Below are 16,451 nucleotides of genomic sequence, written 5' to 3'. Positions count from 1 at the left end.
GGCGCGCGGGGGCAGAGACCCCTCTATCACCGAGCCCGCCCATCACATCCGGAACACGCCAAAGCGTGTCTCCTCGACCGGGGCGTTCAGCGCGGCGCTCAGCGACAGCGCCAGCACGGCGCGCGATTTGCGCGGGTCGACGCAGCCGTCGTCCCAGAGTCGGGCCGAGGCGTAGAGCGGGTGCGACTGCTCTTCGAACATGTCGATGGTCGGCTGCTTGAAGGCCGCCTCTTCCTCGTCCGACCAGCTGCCGCCGCCGCGCTCGATCGCGTCGCGCTTGACCGTGGCCAGCACCCCCGCCGCCTGCGCGCCGCCCATCACCGAGATGCGGCTGTTGGGCCAGCTCCACAGGAACCGCGGCTGATAGGCCCGACCTGCCATGCCGTAGTTGCCCGCCCCGAAAGAACCGCCGACCAGCATGGTGATCTTGGGCACATTGGTGGTCGCCACCGCGGTCACCATCTTGGCGCCGTGCCGGGCGATGCCCTCGTTCTCGTACTTCCGCCCGACCATGAAACCGGTGATATTCTGTAGAAAGACCAGCGGGATGCCGCGCTGCGAGCAAAGCTCGACGAAATGCGCGCCCTTCTGCGCCGCCTCGGAAAAGAGCACGCCATTGTTGGCGATGATCCCGACCGGGCAGCCCTCGACATGGGCAAAGCCCGTCACCAGTGTCTCGCCGTAGCGCGGTTTGAACTCGTCGAAGCGCGAGCCGTCGACCAGCCGGGCAATGACCTCGCGGATGTCGTAGGGCGTGCGCAGATCGGCGGGGACGACGCCGAGAATTTCTTCAGGGTCATAGGCGGGCGCCTCGGGCGACTGCCACTCCACGCCTGAGGGTTTCACCCGGTTCAGCCCGCCCACCGCGCGACGAGCCAGCGCCAGCGCATGGGCGTCATCCTCGGCCAGATAATCCGCCACGCCGGAAAGCCTTGTGTGCACGTCGCCGCCGCCGAGATCTTCGGCGGTCACCACCTCGCCCGTCGCGGCTTTCACCAGCGGCGGCCCGGCAAGGAAGATCGTGCCCTGCTCCTTCACGATGATGGTCACATCGGACATGGCGGGCACATAGGCGCCGCCCGCGGTGCAGGAGCCCATGACCACGGCGATCTGCGGGATGTTCTTGGCGCTCATCCGCGCCTGATTGTAGAAGATGCGCCCGAAGTGGTCACGGTCGGGGAAGACCTCGTCCTGATTGGGCAGGTTCGCCCCGCCGCTGTCGACAAGGTAGACGCAAGGCAGATGGTTCTCCTCGGCGATCTCCTGCGCGCGCAGGTGCTTCTTGACGGTCATCGGGTAGTAGGTGCCGCCCTTCACCGTGGCGTCGTTGCAGACCACCATGACCTCGCGGCCCATGACCCGACCGATCCCGGCGATGACCCCGGCGCATGGTGCGGCGTCGCCGTACATGCCATGCGCCGCCGTCGCGCCGACCTCGAGGAAGGGCGAACCCGGATCAAGGAGGTTGGCGACGCGCTCGCGGGGCAGCATTTTGCCGCGCGACACATGGCGCTCGCGCGCCTTTTGCCCGCCGCCCGCCGCCGCCTGCGCGGCGGCCTCATCGATGACCCGGAGCGCCTCGAGATGGCCCGCGCGGTTGGCGCGGAACGTCTCGGAGGACGGGATGGCCTGTGACTGCAGTTTCATGTGTCCTCCTGAACCTTCGCGTGTTCGGCCTTGGCTTCGGCGCTGGCACGGGCCTTAAGTTCCTTGCGGATCACCTTGCCGGTGACCGTCATGGGCAGATCCTCAAGAAACGAGATTTCTCTTGGGCAGGAATAGGTTGCTAGACGTTCCTTGACCCATGCCTTCAGATCCTCCGCGCTGGCCTCGGCGCCCGGTCTGAGCACGACATAGGCCTTCACGATCTCGGTGCGCAGCGGATCGGGCTTACCCACCACGCCGACGGTCAGCACCGCGGGATGGGTGATCAGGCAGTCCTCGATCTCCGCCGGGCCTATCCGGTAGCCCGCCGAAGAGATCACGTCGTCCTCGCGCCCCAAAAAGCGCAGGTAGTCTCCCTCCCAGATGCCGCGGTCGCCGGTGAGCAACCACTCGCCGCGAAACTTATCTGCCGTCGCCTGAGGGTTCGTCCAATATTCCAATAGCATAGATCCCGATCCCCGGCGGATCGCCACATCGCCTTCGCCCGTCACAGGCGTGCCCTCAAGGTCAATCACCGCGATCTCATGGCCCGGTACCGGCTTGCCGATGCAGCCCGGACGCGGCGCGAAAAGCGTGCCCGCCGAGCTGGCCACCATGTTGCATTCGGTCTGGCCATAGAACTCGTTGATCGTCAGCCCGAAGGCCTCGCGCCCCCATGTCAGCATCTCTGCCCCAAGCGGCTCGCCACCGCTGGCGACCGAGCGAAGGCCGGGGATGCGCGCGTCTGCCGCCTTCAGCATACGCAGAGCCGTAGGTGGGAAAAACACATTCTTAACAGCATGTTCCGCGCAGATATTCGCGCACTCCGTGACGTCGAATTTGGCCATCCGCGCGGCAACCACGGCCACGCCGAGCGCCAGCGCAGGCATGGCCACATCGAAGAGCCCGCCGATCCATGCCCAATCCGCCGGGGTCCAGAGCACGTCGCCCGGCTGGCCGAGCCGGTCATGGCTCATCTCGACGCCCGGCAAATGGCCCATCAGAACGCGGTGCCCATGCAGCGCGCCCTTGGGTTTGCCGGTGGTGCCGCTGGTGTAGATGATGATCGCCGGGTCTTCGGGACCGGTGTCGGCGATGGCGCTTGTAGAAGGCTCCGCGGGCAGCTCGGTGATGACGCTGAGGTCGAAGGGCGCGAGCATCCCGGCCCCCTCTTCATCGGTCACCACCACCTGCGCCCCGCTGTCGCCAAGGCGCGAGCGCAGCGCATCTTCGCGGAAGAGCTTGAACAGCGGCACAGAGATCGCCCCCATGCGCCACGCGGCGATATGGGCGGCAGCGCAGAGCGGCGATTGCGAGAGCAGCACGCCCACACGGTCGCCCCGCGCCACGCCGCGCGCCTCGAGCGCCGCCTGCACCCGCCGCGACAGCAGCGCCAATGCGCCATAGGTCACGGACCCGCGTCCATGGTCGAGAATGGCGACGCGCTCGGGCTCCAGCGCCGCCCAGTCGTCACAGACCTGCGCCGCCATGTTCAGCCGCTGCGGAAAGCGCCAGTCGAAGCGCGCCCGCATCTCGTCATATGTGCCATCCGGCAGCATCGGATTCATGTCTGCGGCCCCCTCCTGACCCGCGCGTGTAGGATGCGCCCCAGCCGGTCCATCTCGTAGACATGCGCCAGATCGTCCCGCGCGCATGTGACCACGATCCAGACCGGCGCCTCTGCGGGGCGCCCCGTGCAATCGCTTTTCTCGGCCCCCTCCGGGCCGGTCTCGACATAGAGCGTGGCGGCGGCCTCCATGGCCTCGGTCTCGGTGAGTTCCGCCGCCTGCATCCCGGCCCGGTAGGCCGCCAGCGCCACCAGCGCGAGGAGCGCCAGCGCGGGGGCATACCAGAGCGGCCGGGACATCATGCTCAGCTCATCGCGTTCATCAACTCGCGGCCCACCAGCATCCGGCGGATCTCGGAGGTGCCCGCGCCGATCTCCATCAGCTTGGCATCACGGAAGAGCCGCGCCACCGGTGCATCGGCCAAAAATCCCGCGCCGCCCATCGCCTGAACCGCCTGATGCGCCTGCACCATCGCCTGCTCGGAGGCATAGAGACAGCAGGCCGCGGCGTCCTGACGGGTGACGTCGCCACGCTCGCAGGCCTTGGCGACCTCATAGACATAGGCGCGGGCCGAATTCATCGCGGTGTACATATCGGCGATCTTGCCCTGCATGAGCTGGAAGTTCCCGATGGATTGGCCGAACTGCTTGCGCTCGACCATATAGGGCATGACCTCGTCGAGGCAGGCGGCCATGATGCCGGTGCCGATGCCCGCAAGCACCACACGCTCGTAGTCGAGGCCCGACATCAGCACACGCACGCCCTTGCCCTCTTCGCCGAGGATGTTCTCGAAGGGCACTTCCACGTCGTCGAAAATCAGCTCGGCGGTGTTCGAGCCGCGCATCCCGAGCTTGTCGAAATGCGGCGAGGTCGAAAAGCCGGTCATGCTCTTTTCGATCAGGAAGGCGGTGATGCCTTTGCTGCCCGCATCGGGGTCGGTCTTGGCGTAGACCACCAGCGTATCGGCATCCGGCCCGTTGGTGATCCAATATTTGTTGCCGTTCAGCACGAAGCGGTCGTTCTTCTTCTCGGCGCGCAGCTTCATGCTGACCACATCGGATCCGGCGTTCGGCTCGGACATGGCAAGCGCGCCGACATGCTCGCCCGAAATCAGCCCCGGCAGGTATTTCGCCTTTTGCTCCGGCGAGCCGTTCAGCTTGATCTGATTGACGCAAAGGTTGGAATGCGCGCCGTAGGAGAGCGAGACCGAGGCCGAAGCGCGGGCGATCTCTTCGACCGCGACCACATGCGCCAGATAGCCCATGCCCGCCCCGCCGAACTCTTCGGGCACGGTGATGCCCAAGAGGCCCAGCTCGCCCATCTCGCGCCACAGCTCATTCGGGAACGCATTGTCCCGGTCGACCTGCGCCGCCATCGGCTTGACGCGTTCCTGCGCCCAGCGATGCACCATCTCGCGCAGAGCGTTCACGTCTTCACCCAGATCGTAGGTCATGACCGCGTTGAACATCAAACCGCCCCTCCCCTGGCAGTTATTGAACAGTTGTTCATATCTAAGCTCTCTGCCCGCCGGGCGTCAACAGCAAAGGCGCGTCACCCTGCCGTGATCAAACGGAACGGCCCGCAGGACCGCGCGTTGACGCGGTGACACAGCAGATAAGGAGAGACGATATGCCCAAGGATCATATCACCGACCTCAAAGCCGACTTCTGGAAAAACATGAAGAACGTGCGCGCGGGCCTGCTGGCTGCCGACGGCGAGCGCCCGGTACCCATGTCGCCGAACGCCGATCCCGAGGAAAACGCCATCTGGTTCATCACCGCCAAAGGCTCGGCTGCGGATCGTGCCGCCAAGAGCGGCGGCGAGGCCTCTTTCTATGTGGCCGACCCCAAATCGCACCTCTACGCCAATATCTTCGGCACGCTCACCATCTCGGACGACGAAGAGAAACTCGATGAGATCTGGAGCGTCGTCGCCGGTGCGTGGTTCAAGAACGGCCGCGAGGACGACTCAGTGCGTCTGGTCAAGATGACGCCGAAGGAAGGCGAGGTCTGGGTCAGCAATGGCGGCGCGAGCTTCCTTTACGAGATCGCCAAGTCGCAGATCTCGGATGACACGCCCGACGTAGGCGAGCATGGTCGGGTGGTCTTCTCGTAAACCGCAGAGCGGAGATTCCCCATGAAACGCGCCCTTCTCACCCTCTTGTGCCTGCTGCCCTCTATGGCGGCTGCCGAACAGGTCGGCGAGGTGGGCGTGGATTGGGTCGGCAACGACATCGAGATCGAGGCCGTTGCCGACCCGAAAGTGAAAGGCGTCACCTGCCACATCGCCTATTTCGACCGCGGCATGTTCGACCGTCTGTCGAAGGGCAACTGGTTCGAAGACCCGTCGAACGCCTCGATCGCCTGCCGCCAGACCGGCCCGATCGAGATCGGCGACATCGACCGCGACAAGGATGGCGAGGACGTGTTCCGCACCTCGCGCTCGATCATTCTCAAATCGCTGCGGGTGAAACGCATCTACGACGAGAAGAACCAGACGCTGATCTACCTCGCCCATGCCGCCGAACTGACCGACGGGTCGGCCAAGTTGGCGATTTCCACCGTGCCGCTTTACGGCACCGAGGTGACATGGCTGGACGAGTGAGCCGCGCTCAGACCGCCTTGGTCACGTCGTAGCCGTAGATCCAGTCGAACTGGCCCAGCATCTTTGCAGGCGCGAGCCGTCCCAGCACCCCCATCCCCATATGCGCAACACCGCGGATCAGCGGGTTGCTCAGATGGTACTTCCACGCGTTGCCATTGGCCGCCTCGACGATCTTGACGCAGCGTTCGCGCCGCAGGTCCTGATAGCGGGTCAGCGCCGCGTCCATATCGGTGCCGGAGGTCAGACAGGCGGCCAGCGCCCATGCATCCTCGAGCGCCATATTCGCCCCCTGCGCCATGAACGGCAGCGTCGGATGCGCCGCGTCGCCGAGGATCGCAACGCCCTGCCCGTGCCAATGCCGCGCGACCGGATGGCGGAACAGCCCCCAGAGCCCCGGACGCTCGACCGCGGCAAGAAGCTTTGCCACATCGCCCCCGAAGCCAGCAAAAGCGGCGCGCAGGTTGCCGGCATCGTCATGCTGCGACCACCCCTCTTCGGTCCACTGCCGGCGCTCTTCGACGGCCACCAGATTGACCTTCTCGCCGCCGCGCAGCGGATAGCTGACCACGTGCCGTCCCGGCCCCATGTGCACCCGCGCCTCGGGCGGATGGCCGCACAGGTTCGGCACCACCGCGCGCCACGCCACTTGCCCGGTGAAGAAGGGCGCCACCACCCCGTTAAGCGCGCTACGCACCACCGAATGCAGGCCGTCGGCACCGATCACCAGATCAGCCGAGCAGGAATCCCCATTGGCCATCTCGATCCGCACCGGCGCGCCGGGCCGCACGGCGGCCACCTTCTGCAACAGACGGACCTGCACCCCAGCCTCGCGCGCCGCCTGCGACAGCAGCGCGATAAGATCGGCACGATGCACGAAGTGATAGCTCTGCCCCTCGGGCAGCCGGGTCAGATCGAGCCGCAGCACCTCGCGCCCGGCGCGGTGATCGCGCAGCGACACGGCGGTGCCCCGGCAAGCCCCGGCGCGCAGCGCCCCGCCCACACCCAGCGCCTCGAGCACGCGCAGCCCGTTGGGGCTGATCTGCAGCCCCGCGCCCACTTCGGCAATCGCCTCGGCCTGCTCCAGCACCCGCACATCGCAGCCGCGCTGGCGCAGCGCCAGTGCCGCAGCGAACCCGCCGATCCCTCCACCGATGATCGTCACTGACTTAGCTGGCACCACGTGCCTCCGAATTGGGCAAAAAAACAAAACGCCGGAGCCATTGGCCCCGGCGTCTTGTCTTGTCAAGCCTTTGGCCCCGCCGACGTGGTGCCGGCGGCGATGGCTTAGTCGTCGCGGTGGACCTTCTCGCGGCGCTCGTGACGCTCTTGCGCCTCAAGGCTCATGGTCGCGATCGGGCGTGCATCCAGCCGCTTGAGGCTGATCGGCTCGCCGGTCACTTCGCAATAGCCATACTCGCCTTCGTCGAGGCGGCGCAGGGCCGCATCGATCTTGGCCACCAGCTTGCGCTGGCGGTCCCGCGTACGCAGTTCCAGCGCGCGATCGGTCTCTTCGCTGGCGCGATCGGTCACGTCGGGAATGTTCCGCGTGGCTTCCTGCAGCGCTTCGATCGTATCGCGGCTTTCGGCGAGAATGTCATTTTTCCATGCGAGCAGCTTACGGCGGAAATACTCCGTCTGACGCTCGTTCATGAAAGGTTCGTCTTCAGCCGGACGGTAATCGTCGGGCAGAAAAGTCTCGGGCTTCATTTCTGCTCCCTCTTCAAAACCGGCGTCCGGTCGAGGAATTCCTGACCGGCTCCGGCACCCCTTGCGAGGCTGCTGTTATCCCAAGCCCCCCCCGATGTCACTACACAATAGGATAGGTCGCGAACGAAACTTCGGCAGGTGCCTAATTTGTAACCACTGGGTAACAGCGCCCTCTCTGACGCCTTCGAAAGCGCGCTTGAACCGTGCAATCGCGCCCTCTATCCCTTCCCCTAGAGCAGCGGAGGAATGCGTGATGAGCCTGAATTTCCAAGGCACCGAAGCCTATGTGGCCACCGAGGATCTGACCATGGCGGTCAATGCGGCGATCACGCTCGAACGGCCGCTGCTGGTGAAAGGCGAGCCCGGCACCGGCAAGACCGAACTGGCCCGGCAGGTGGCAAGCGCGCTGAACCTGCCGATGATCGAATGGAGCATCAAATCCACCACCCGCGCGCAGCAGGGGCTTTACGAATACGACGCGGTCAGCCGCCTGCGCGACAGCCAGCTTGGCGACGAAAGGGTGCATGACGTCGGCAATTACATCCGCCGCGGCAAGCTCTGGCAGGCCTTCGAGGCCGAAGGCAAAGTGGTGCTGCTGATCGACGAGATCGACAAGGCCGACATCGAGTTCCCGAACGATCTGCTGCAGGAACTCGACCGCATGGAGTTCCACGTCTACGAGACCGGCGAGACCGTGCAGGCGCGCCAGCGCCCCATCGTCATCATCACCTCGAACAACGAAAAGGAACTGCCCGACGCCTTCCTGCGCCGCTGTTTCTTTCACTACATCCGCTTTCCCGACGAAGACACGCTGCGCCGCATCGTCGAAGTGCACCATCCCGGCATCAAGCCGGCGCTGCTGACCGAGGCGCTGAGCCAGTTCTACCAGTTGCGCGAGCAGCCGGGACTGAAGAAGAAACCCTCCACTTCCGAGGTGCTGGACTGGCTGAAGCTGCTGCTGGCCGAGGATCTGGACGCCGCCGATCTGCGCGCGGGCAGCACCGATGCGCTGCCGAAACTGCACGGCGCGCTGCTGAAAAACGAGCAGGACGTGCATCTCTTCGAGCGGCTCGCCTTTATGGCGAGAGGCCGCCGCTGAGTCCCTGCCCGTGAGTCTTTGCCTTTGAGTCTCTGCCCTCGCGGCACTCCGCCCGTTTGAGCAGCAAATGCCTTCACGATTCCGTGGCGTAGCTGCCTCAAATTCCCGCGAAACCGCCGTTTCGGGCGGCAAAACCCCAGCGAGATTGACCTTTCCCGCCTGATTCCGGTACAAGCCCGCATCATGACCGCATCAAGGCGGTTTTCTCGGGCCATCCGGGCCCTTCTCCTGACGCGCGGGCCAAGTTCAGTGTCCGCATGACATTCGGACATACATGACCAAGTTTACTGATCTTAACCTGAACCCCAAGGTGCTGAAGGCCATTGAAGAGGCGGGCTACGAGACGCCCACCCCGATTCAGGCTGGCGCCATTCCCCCCGCGCTTGCGGGTCGCGACGTGCTGGGCATCGCCCAGACCGGCACCGGCAAGACCGCGTCCTTCACGCTGCCGATGATCACGCTGCTGGCGCGTGGCCGGGCCCGTGCCCGCATGCCGCGCAGCCTCGTGCTCTGCCCGACGCGGGAACTGGCCGCGCAGGTCGCCGAGAACTTCGACACCTACACCAAGCACCTGAAGCTGACCAAGGCGCTGCTGATCGGCGGCGTTTCGTTCAAGGAACAGGAACAGCTGATCGACAAGGGCGTGGACGTGCTGATCGCCACCCCGGGCCGCCTGCTCGACCATTTCGAGCGCGGCAAGCTGCTGCTCACCGGCGTGCAGATCATGGTGGTCGACGAGGCCGACCGGATGCTCGACATGGGCTTCATCCCCGACATCGAGCGCATCTTCTCGCTGACGCCCTTCACCCGCCAGACGCTGTTCTTCTCGGCCACCATGGCGCCCGAGATCGAGCGCATCACCAATACCTTCCTTTCGGGCCCCGAGCGCATCGAAGTGGCCCGTCAGGCCACCGCCTCGGAGACCATCGAACAGGGCGCGGTGTTCTTCAAAGCCTCGCGCAAGGATCGCGAAGGCTCGGAAAAGCGTGCCGTGCTGCGCGCGCTGATCGACAAGGAAGGCGACGCCTGCACCAATGCGATCATCTTCTGCAACCGCAAGGTTGACGTGGATATCGTCGCCAAGTCGCTGAAGAAATACGGCTATAACGCTGCGCCGATCCACGGCGATCTGGACCAGTCGCAGCGCATGCGCACGCTGGACGGCTTCCGCGACGGCTCGATCCGCCTGCTGATCGCCTCCGACGTCGCCGCCCGCGGCCTCGACGTGCCCTCGGTCAGCCATGTGTTCAACTTCGACGTCCCCGGCCACGCCGAGGACTATGTGCACCGCATCGGCCGTACCGGCCGCGCCGGTCGCGAGGGCAAGGCCTTCACCATCGTCGTGCCGAAGGACGAAAAGAACTTCGAGGATGTCGAGACGCTGATCCAGAAGGAAATCCCGCGCATCGACCCGCCGCTGAAGGGCAAGCGCTCCGACGATGCCCCCGAGGCCGGTGACGAGGCCGAAAAGCCCGCACGCCGCAGCCGCTCGCGCAGCCGCAAGTCCGACAGCAAGCCCGAAAAACAGACCCCGGTCGAAGTGGTGGACACCGCCGCCGCCGAAGCGCCGGTCGAGACGCAGGCCGAACAGCCCGCAGCAAAGCCCGAAAAGGCGCCGCGCAACGAGAAGCCCACCGAGCGCTCCGGAGACCGTTCCAGCGATCGCGGCAACGACAAGTCGCGCGGTCGCGGCCGTCGCGGCGAGCGTGAGAACACGGTGGTCGGCATGGGCGATCACATGCCCGAGTTCATCGCCCTCAGCTTCGAGCAGCGCCGCGCCAGCTGAGCCGCGCTCTTTTATGAGACAGATGGAGCCGCCCCTCGGGGCGGCTTTTTCGTGAGCGCCTTTGCCCATGATCCGCGCAAGCCCGACGCATCGGCCTGCCTCCGGCGGGGATATTTGTATCTAGACGAAGGCGTAAGACGCTCTTGCCTTCATCTAGACACAAATATCCCGGGGAGCGCGAGGGGCTGGCCCCTCGCTCCTGCGAGCGCCAGAGGCGCCACGCCGGATGTGAAAAGGGCGCCCCCCGCAGGACGCGCCCTTTCAGATTGCGGGCCGCGCTGCGCCCACTCAGGCCAGCGAAGCCTCCATGGTGATCTCGGCATTGAGCAGCTTGGAGATCGGGCAGCCCGCCTTGGCCTTGTTCGCCGCCTCCAGGAAAGTCTCTTCGCTCGCGCCGGGGATCACGGCGGTCAGCTTCAGGTGGCTCTTGGTCACGGTAAAGCCGCCGTCCCCCTGCTCCAGCGTCACCGTGGCGACGGTGCTGATGTCCTCGGCCTTGAGATCGTAGTCACCAAGGATGTTGCTCAGCGCCATGGAAAAACAGCTGGCGTGGGCGGCGGCGATCAGCTCCTCGGGGTTGGTGCCCGCCTCATCGCCGAAACGCTTGTTGAACCCGTAGTTCTGCTTGTCCAGCACGCCGGACTCGGTCGAGACGGTGCCCGTCCCATCCTTCAGCCCGCCCTTCCAGTTCGCCGATCCGCTCTTGTTGATCATCTCTTGGGTCTCCTCTTTCTGCCCCTTCGGGCGTTCTGGAGCGAAACCTAGCACAGCGCGGCGCAAGGTCACGCCTGTCGGAAAAACTTCATGACCCGCGGTCGGAATGGCCCAGATCGCGCTCGGGGGCGATCACGTCGCGCAGCCGCTGCTTGAGCACCTTGGGCTCGGGGAAGCCACCATCGCGCTTGCGCTCCCAGAGCAGCTTGCCGTCCACCGAGACCTCGTAGACCCCGCCGTAGCCGGGCACCAGCGTCACACCGCCGAGATCCTCGCCGAAGGTCTGCAGCAGTTCCTGCGCCATCCAGCCCGCGCGCAGCAGCCAGTTGCAGCCGGTGCAATAGGTGATCGACACCTGCGGTTTCGATGGCTCCGGCATGTCGGTCATCTCGCCTCCTCAGAGCGGCAGCGCGTTGGTGTTCTTGATCTCTTCCATCGAGAGCAGCGCGGTGACGTTGTAGACCTTCACCTCCGAGATCAGCGCCTGATAGAAGACATCATAGGCGCGGGCGTTCTTCACCCGCACCTTGAGGATATAGTCGATCTCGCCCGCGAGGCGATGCGCCTCCATCACCTCGGGCCGCTCGCGCAGGGCCTTGAGGAATTTCGCCTGCCAGTCGGCCTCATGCTCGGACGTGCGGATCAGCACGAAGAAACAGGCCTCAAACCCCAGCTTCTCGGGATCGGGGATGACCACCTGCGGGCCAATGATCCCGGCCTCGCGCATCTTGCGGATGCGATTCCACACCGGGGTCTTGGAAGAGCCCACGGCGCGGGCAATTTCGTCCAGCGAACGGCCCGCGTCCTCCTGCAGTTCCAGAAGGATTTTCCGGTCGGTCTCGTCGATCGCCATGGCTGTTCCGCCCTTTTGCCTGCTTTGGAACGTCGTCACCCTGCTTAACCACAGGATGGAACGGATGTCCTTATATTTCCGCCCCACTGGCCGCAACGGGGGACAAAATTCTATATTGGGTGGCAACAAACCCCTTCCCGGAGTGTACCCCGATGCCGAAGCCCTTCACGCCCAAGGTTATCACCGCCAACGCGCTGATCGAAGGCGACGTGATCTATCTCGCAGCCGATGACAGCTGGGTGCGCGATCTCGCCAAGGCCGAGGTGATCACCGATGAGGCGATCGCGCAGGTCCGCCTTCTGGACGCGCAGGCGCGCGCCTCGGAAACCGTTGGCGTCTACCTCGCCGACGTCAAGCCGGGCGCGGGTGGGCCAGAGCCGACGCACTTCCGCGAGGATTTCCGCCGCACCGGCCCCTCGAACTATTTCCACGGCAAACAGGCCGAAGCCGACGCCTGATCCGGCGCCCCCTCCCACCGCAGCGACCAGGCCAGACGCAGGAGACCCAGATGTACCGCTACACCGAGTTCGACACCGCTTTCATTCAGGAACGCAACCGCCAGTTCCGGGCGCAGGTCGAGCGCCGCATCGCCGGCAACCTCACCGAAGACGAGTTCAAGCCGCTGCGCCTGATGAACGGCCTCTACCTGCAGCTGCACGCCTATATGCTGCGTGTGGCGATCCCCTATGGCACGCTGAGCTCGGCGCAGATGCGCCAGCTCGCGCTGCTGGCCGAGAAGTGGGACAAGGGCTACGGCCATTTCACCACCCGCCAGAACATCCAGTACAACTGGCCGAAGCTGTCGGATGTGCCGGACATGCTCGACGCGCTGGCCGAGGTGAACCTGCATGCCATCCAGACCTCGGGCAACACCATCCGCAACGTGACCGCGGACCATTTTGCCGGCGCTGCCGCCGACGAGATCGCCGATCCGCGCCCAGTGGCCGAACTGCTGCGGCAATGGTCCACCGACCACCCCGAGTTCCAGTTCCTGCCGCGCAAGTTCAAGATCGCCGTCACCGGCGCGCCGAACGACCGCGCGGTGATCAAGGCGCATGACATCGGCATCGAGATCGTCGAGAAAGACGGCAAGCAGGGCTACCGCGTGCTCGTCGGTGGCGGCCTTGGCCGCACCCCGATGATCGGCAAGGTGCTGTCGGACTTCGTGGCGCAGGAAGATCTGCTGCCCTTCGTCGAGGCCACCGTCTCGGTCTGGAACCTGCTCGGCCGCCGCGACAACAAATACAAGGCGCGCATCAAGATCACCGTGCATGAGCATGGCATCGAGGAAATCCAGCGCCTCGTCACCGAGCGTTTCGCCGAGACCAAGGCGGCCTTCAACGGCGCCGACCTCGAGCTCTACGAAGAGATCAAGCAAAGCTTCCAGCCGCCCGCCTTCCGCAATGCGCCCGAGGACGACTTCACTTCGACCTATGACGCCGATCCGGTATTCCGCTCCTGGGCCGACACCAACCTCGCCGAGCACAAGGCGCCGGGCTATGCCATCGTGCAAGTCTCGCTCAAAGCCCATGGCCAGACACCGGGCGACGCCTCTGCCGACCAGATGCGCGTGCTGGCGGACCTCGCCGAGCGCTTCGGCCATGACGAGCTGCGCATCTCGCACGAGCAGAACGTGATCCTGCCGCATGTGCACAAGTCGGACCTGCCGCAGCTGCACCAGATCCTGAAGGCGCATGGGCTTGCCACTGCCAATATCGGCAAGATCAGCGATATCATCGCCTGCCCCGGCATGGACTACTGCGCGCTGGCCACGGCGCGCTCGATCCCGATCGCCACGCAGATCGCCACCCGCTTCGACGAGCTGAAGACCGAGCATGAGATCGGCGATCTGAAGATCAAGATCTCGGGCTGCATCAACGCCTGCGGCCACCACCACGTGGGCCATATCGGCATCCTCGGGCTGGATCGCGGCGGCGTCGAAACCTATCAGATCACCCTCGGCGGCGATGCCACCGAGACCGCCGCGCTCGGCGAGCGCACCGGTCCGGGCTTCTCCTATGAGGAAATCGTGCCCGCCATCGAGCGGCTGGTGGACGCCTACGTCGAGAACCGCGAGAGCGCCGACGAGACCTTCCTGCAGGCCTATCGCCGCCTCGGCATGGCGCCCTTCAAGGAAGCGCTCTACGAGACCGACAAAAAGAACGCCGAAGCGGCCTAACGGAAGCGCGGAGCGGATGACCCTTCATCTTTCCCCAAATACTCCCGCCGGAGGCATCCCGGCGCTGCCGCCCGAGGAGCTGGCGGCGCGTCAGGCCCGGGTGGACGCGCTGAACGCGCGCTACCGGCACCACGGCGCGACCGCGGTGCTGGAGGGCGCGCTGCGCGATCCCGAGGCGGGGCGTATCGCCATGGTCTCGTCCTTCGGGGCGGAATCGGTGGCGCTGCTGCACCTCGTGGCGGTGGTGGACCGGACCACTCCGGTGCTCTTCATCGACACGCGGCTGCTGTTTGCCGAGACGCTTGAGTATCAGCTCGAGGTGTCCGAGCGCTTGCGGCTGTCGGACGTGCGGGTGATCCGCACCGACGAGGCGCTGCTGCAATCGCGCGACCCCTATGGCGCCCTGCGCTTTTCCGATCAGGACGCCTGCTGCGTCCTGCGCAAGACCTTCCCGCTGGAGCAGGCCCTTGCGGGCTTCGACGGCTGGATCACCGGGCGCAAGCGCTATCAGTCCAAGACCCGCGCGGGCCTCGAGTTCTTCGAGCTAGAAGAAGAGACCGGGCGGATCAAGGTGAACCCCATGGCCCATTGGGCACCCGAGGACATCGGTGCCTATATGGACGAGAACCGCCTGCCCCGGCACCCGCTGGTGGCGCAGGGCTACCCGTCCATCGGCTGCGCGCCCTGCACCAGCAAGGTCGCCCCCGGAGAGGACCCCCGCGCCGGACGCTGGCGCGGCGAAGACAAAGTTGAATGCGGCATCCATTTCGTGAATGGCGAAGCCGTGAGAGAAGGACAGAGCCAATGACCGTCATCGTCACCGACGCGGGCTTCGGCCCGGACAGCTGGGCAGATCAGGACACTCCCGTGGTTGACCTGCCCTCCGACACCGACCCTGCGACGCTGGAAGTGCCGCATAACGCCATCCATGTGCGTATCGCCTTCCCCAGCTTTGCCGATGGCCGCGGCTTCACGCTGGCCCGCCTGCTGCGTCTGCGCGGCTACACCGGCACGCTGCGCGCCGCAGGCCATGTGATCTCGGACCAATACGCCATGGCCCGCCGTTCGGGCTTTGACGAGGTCGAGATCTCGGACGAACTGGCCGCGCGCCAGCCCGAGGACGAGTGGAAATTCCGCGCCGATTGGCGGAAACACGACTACCAGTCCCGCGTGCGCGGCTAAACCGCCTTTCGCCTGATCTGCATCAACGATACACCCAAGGGGCCGGTCCTATAGGATCGGCGAGAGAGATCATGACAGAGATGACCCCCGTGACCGAAGCCTCCGCAGCGAAAGCCGACGCGCCCAAGAAGATGGTGCTCCCCGACGCCCAGACCGTGACCGAGGTCAAGCATTGGACGGATCGGCTCTTCTCGTTCCGCGTCAGCCGCCCCGCCAGCCTGCGCTTCCGCTCGGGCGAGTTCGTGATGATCGGCCTGATGGGCGATCCCGACCCGAAGACCGGCAAGCAAAAGCCGCTGCTGCGCGCCTATTCCATCGCCTCGCCCAGCTGGGACGAGGAACTGGAGTTCTACTCGATCAAGGTGCAGGACGGCCCGCTCACTTCGAAGCTGCAGCACATCCAGCCCGGCGACGAGTTGATCCTGCGCCCCAAGCCCGTCGGCACGCTGGTGCATGACGCGCTGCTGCCCGGCAAGCGCATCTGGTTCTTCGCCACCGGCACCGGCTTTGCCCCCTTCGCCTCGCTGCTGCGCGAGCCGCAGACCTACGAGGATTACGACGAGGTGATCATCACCCACACCTGCCGCGAGGCGGGCGAGCTGGAGTATGGTGCCGCGCTGATCGAGAGCCTGAAAACCGACGCGCTGCTCAATGAGCTGATCGGCGAAGGCTTCTGGAAGAAGATCAAATACTACCCCACGACCACCCGCGAAGAGAGCCCGAAGATGGGCCGCATCACCGACCTGATGCGCTCGGGCGAGGCCTTTGCCGATCTTGGCGTCGCGCCGCTGAACCCCGAGACCGACCGCGCGATGATCTGCGGCAACCTCGCCTTCAACCTCGAGCTGAAGGAGATGTTCGAGGAATACGGCCTCGAAGAGGGCGCCAACTCGGACCCCAAGCATTACGTGGTGGAAAAGGCCTTCCTCGACTGAAGCGCCCTGCCCGCGATACAAGAACGCCTTCCGAAGGAGACTTCGGAAGGCGTTTTCTTTTGTAGGGTTGTCAGGGCTGACCGGCGACGCCGGGGATAGGTGAAGACGTCGCCGGCCCCGGCCCCGGGCAGACCCCGGGCCATGCCGAAGACCGCCGCGCAAGGCTCTCGCGCGGCGGCC

18 protein-coding genes are annotated in these 16,451 nt (G+C 65.3%); 9 read left to right on the top strand and 9 right to left on the bottom strand.

Annotation, left to right across the window (positions count from 1 at the left end; all coding sequences use genetic code 11):
- Window positions 1-42: 42 nt before the first annotated feature.
- From G0A00_RS01030 to G0A00_RS01015, 4 genes are read right to left on the bottom strand one after another with little or no spacing between them, the layout of a single operon-like run.
- Window positions 43-1,647, bottom strand: a complete 1,605-nt coding sequence (locus G0A00_RS01030) for a carboxyl transferase domain-containing protein (protein ID WP_164179049.1) — start codon at window positions 1,645-1,647, stop codon at window positions 43-45.
- Window positions 1,644-3,203 carry an AMP-binding protein gene (locus tag G0A00_RS01025; RefSeq protein WP_164179139.1) on the bottom strand — a complete coding sequence of 520 codons (1,560 nt, stop codon included), beginning with the start codon at window positions 3,201-3,203 and terminating at the stop codon, window positions 1,644-1,646. Before G0A00_RS01025 ends, G0A00_RS01030 begins: the two co-directional genes overlap by 4 nt.
- 5 nt (window positions 3,204-3,208) lie before the next feature.
- The gene (locus tag G0A00_RS01020) at window positions 3,209-3,514 is read right to left on the bottom strand and encodes a hypothetical protein (protein ID WP_164179048.1); all 306 of its coding nucleotides are present in this window, start codon (window positions 3,512-3,514) and stop codon (window positions 3,209-3,211) included.
- A 2-nt stretch (window positions 3,515-3,516) separates the two neighbouring features.
- Entirely contained in the window at window positions 3,517-4,680 is a 1,164-nt protein-coding gene (locus G0A00_RS01015; RefSeq protein WP_164179047.1) for an isovaleryl-CoA dehydrogenase, read from the bottom strand.
- A 161-nt stretch (window positions 4,681-4,841) separates the two neighbouring features.
- Here G0A00_RS01015 and G0A00_RS01010 point away from each other — a divergent pair, with 161 nt between their 5' ends.
- Complete coding sequence (locus G0A00_RS01010) at window positions 4,842-5,327, top strand: pyridoxamine 5'-phosphate oxidase family protein (protein WP_164179046.1); 486 nt, start codon at window positions 4,842-4,844, stop codon at window positions 5,325-5,327.
- Window positions 5,328-5,348: 21 nt separating this feature from the next.
- Window positions 5,349-5,816, top strand: coding sequence for a CreA family protein (locus tag G0A00_RS01005; protein ID WP_066100886.1), 468 nt, complete (start codon window positions 5,349-5,351; stop codon window positions 5,814-5,816).
- Between the two features lie 7 nt (window positions 5,817-5,823).
- Here G0A00_RS01005 and G0A00_RS01000 read toward each other — a convergent pair whose 3' ends face one another.
- Window positions 5,824-6,993, bottom strand: a complete 1,170-nt coding sequence (locus G0A00_RS01000) for an FAD-dependent monooxygenase (protein ID WP_368667648.1) — start codon at window positions 6,991-6,993, stop codon at window positions 5,824-5,826.
- 107 nt (window positions 6,994-7,100) lie between these two features.
- On the bottom strand, window positions 7,101-7,523 hold the full coding sequence (gene dksA, locus G0A00_RS00995) for an RNA polymerase-binding protein DksA (RefSeq protein WP_164179045.1): 423 nt from the start codon (window positions 7,521-7,523) through the stop codon (window positions 7,101-7,103).
- Between the two features lie 259 nt (window positions 7,524-7,782).
- Between dksA and G0A00_RS00990 the strand changes: the two genes are divergently transcribed.
- Both G0A00_RS00990 and G0A00_RS00985 read left to right on the top strand, forming a co-directional pair.
- Complete coding sequence (locus G0A00_RS00990; RefSeq protein ID WP_164179137.1) at window positions 7,783-8,622, top strand: MoxR family ATPase; 840 nt, start codon at window positions 7,783-7,785, stop codon at window positions 8,620-8,622.
- A 274-nt stretch (window positions 8,623-8,896) separates the two neighbouring features.
- On the top strand, window positions 8,897-10,408 hold the full coding sequence (locus G0A00_RS00985; RefSeq protein WP_164179044.1) for a DEAD/DEAH box helicase: 1,512 nt from the start codon (window positions 8,897-8,899) through the stop codon (window positions 10,406-10,408).
- 288 nt (window positions 10,409-10,696) lie between these two features.
- Here the strand turns inward: G0A00_RS00985 and G0A00_RS00980 are convergent, their stop codons facing one another.
- The 3 genes from G0A00_RS00980 to G0A00_RS00970 all read right to left on the bottom strand — a co-directional run bounded on the left by G0A00_RS00980 (window position 10,697) and on the right by G0A00_RS00970 (window position 11,975).
- Complete coding sequence (locus G0A00_RS00980; protein ID WP_164179043.1) at window positions 10,697-11,122, bottom strand: OsmC family protein; 426 nt, start codon at window positions 11,120-11,122, stop codon at window positions 10,697-10,699.
- 88 nt (window positions 11,123-11,210) lie between these two features.
- Window positions 11,211-11,501: a SelT/SelW/SelH family protein gene (locus G0A00_RS00975; protein ID WP_203595243.1), complete on the bottom strand. Its 291-nt coding sequence runs from the start codon at window positions 11,499-11,501 to the stop codon at window positions 11,211-11,213.
- An 18-nt stretch (window positions 11,502-11,519) separates the two neighbouring features.
- Window positions 11,520-11,975 (bottom strand): Lrp/AsnC family transcriptional regulator, encoded by a 456-nt coding sequence (locus G0A00_RS00970; protein WP_066100897.1) that lies wholly within the window; start codon window positions 11,973-11,975, stop codon window positions 11,520-11,522.
- A gap of 152 nt (window positions 11,976-12,127) precedes the next feature.
- Here G0A00_RS00970 and G0A00_RS00965 point away from each other — a divergent pair, with 152 nt between their 5' ends.
- The 5 genes from G0A00_RS00965 (at window position 12,128) to G0A00_RS00945 (ending at window position 16,271) form a co-directional block, all read left to right on the top strand.
- Window positions 12,128-12,433, top strand: a complete 306-nt coding sequence (locus G0A00_RS00965; RefSeq protein WP_164179041.1) for a DUF2849 domain-containing protein — start codon at window positions 12,128-12,130, stop codon at window positions 12,431-12,433.
- Between the two features lie 50 nt (window positions 12,434-12,483).
- A complete protein-coding gene (locus tag G0A00_RS00960) occupies window positions 12,484-14,154 on the top strand; it encodes a nitrite/sulfite reductase (RefSeq protein ID WP_164179040.1) in 1,671 nt (556 codons plus the stop codon).
- A 16-nt stretch (window positions 14,155-14,170) separates the two neighbouring features.
- Window positions 14,171-14,962, top strand: a complete 792-nt coding sequence (locus G0A00_RS00955; protein ID WP_164179039.1) for a phosphoadenylyl-sulfate reductase — start codon at window positions 14,171-14,173, stop codon at window positions 14,960-14,962.
- Window positions 14,959-15,336 carry a DUF934 domain-containing protein gene (locus tag G0A00_RS00950; RefSeq protein ID WP_066100907.1) on the top strand — a complete coding sequence of 126 codons (378 nt, stop codon included), beginning with the start codon at window positions 14,959-14,961 and terminating at the stop codon, window positions 15,334-15,336. The genes G0A00_RS00955 and G0A00_RS00950 overlap by 4 nt, the downstream gene beginning before the upstream one ends.
- 71 nt (window positions 15,337-15,407) lie before the next feature.
- The gene (locus G0A00_RS00945) at window positions 15,408-16,271 is read left to right on the top strand and encodes a ferredoxin--NADP reductase (protein ID WP_164179038.1); all 864 of its coding nucleotides are present in this window, start codon (window positions 15,408-15,410) and stop codon (window positions 16,269-16,271) included.
- Window positions 16,272-16,451 lie beyond the last annotated feature (180 nt).

The sequence above is a fragment of the Salipiger sp. PrR002 genome (genome assembly GCF_010500775.1).
GTDB lineage: Bacteria > Pseudomonadota > Alphaproteobacteria > Rhodobacterales > Rhodobacteraceae > Salipiger.
Note: the sequence above shows the minus strand (reverse complement) of the source record. Positions and strands in the feature narration are given on the sequence as shown.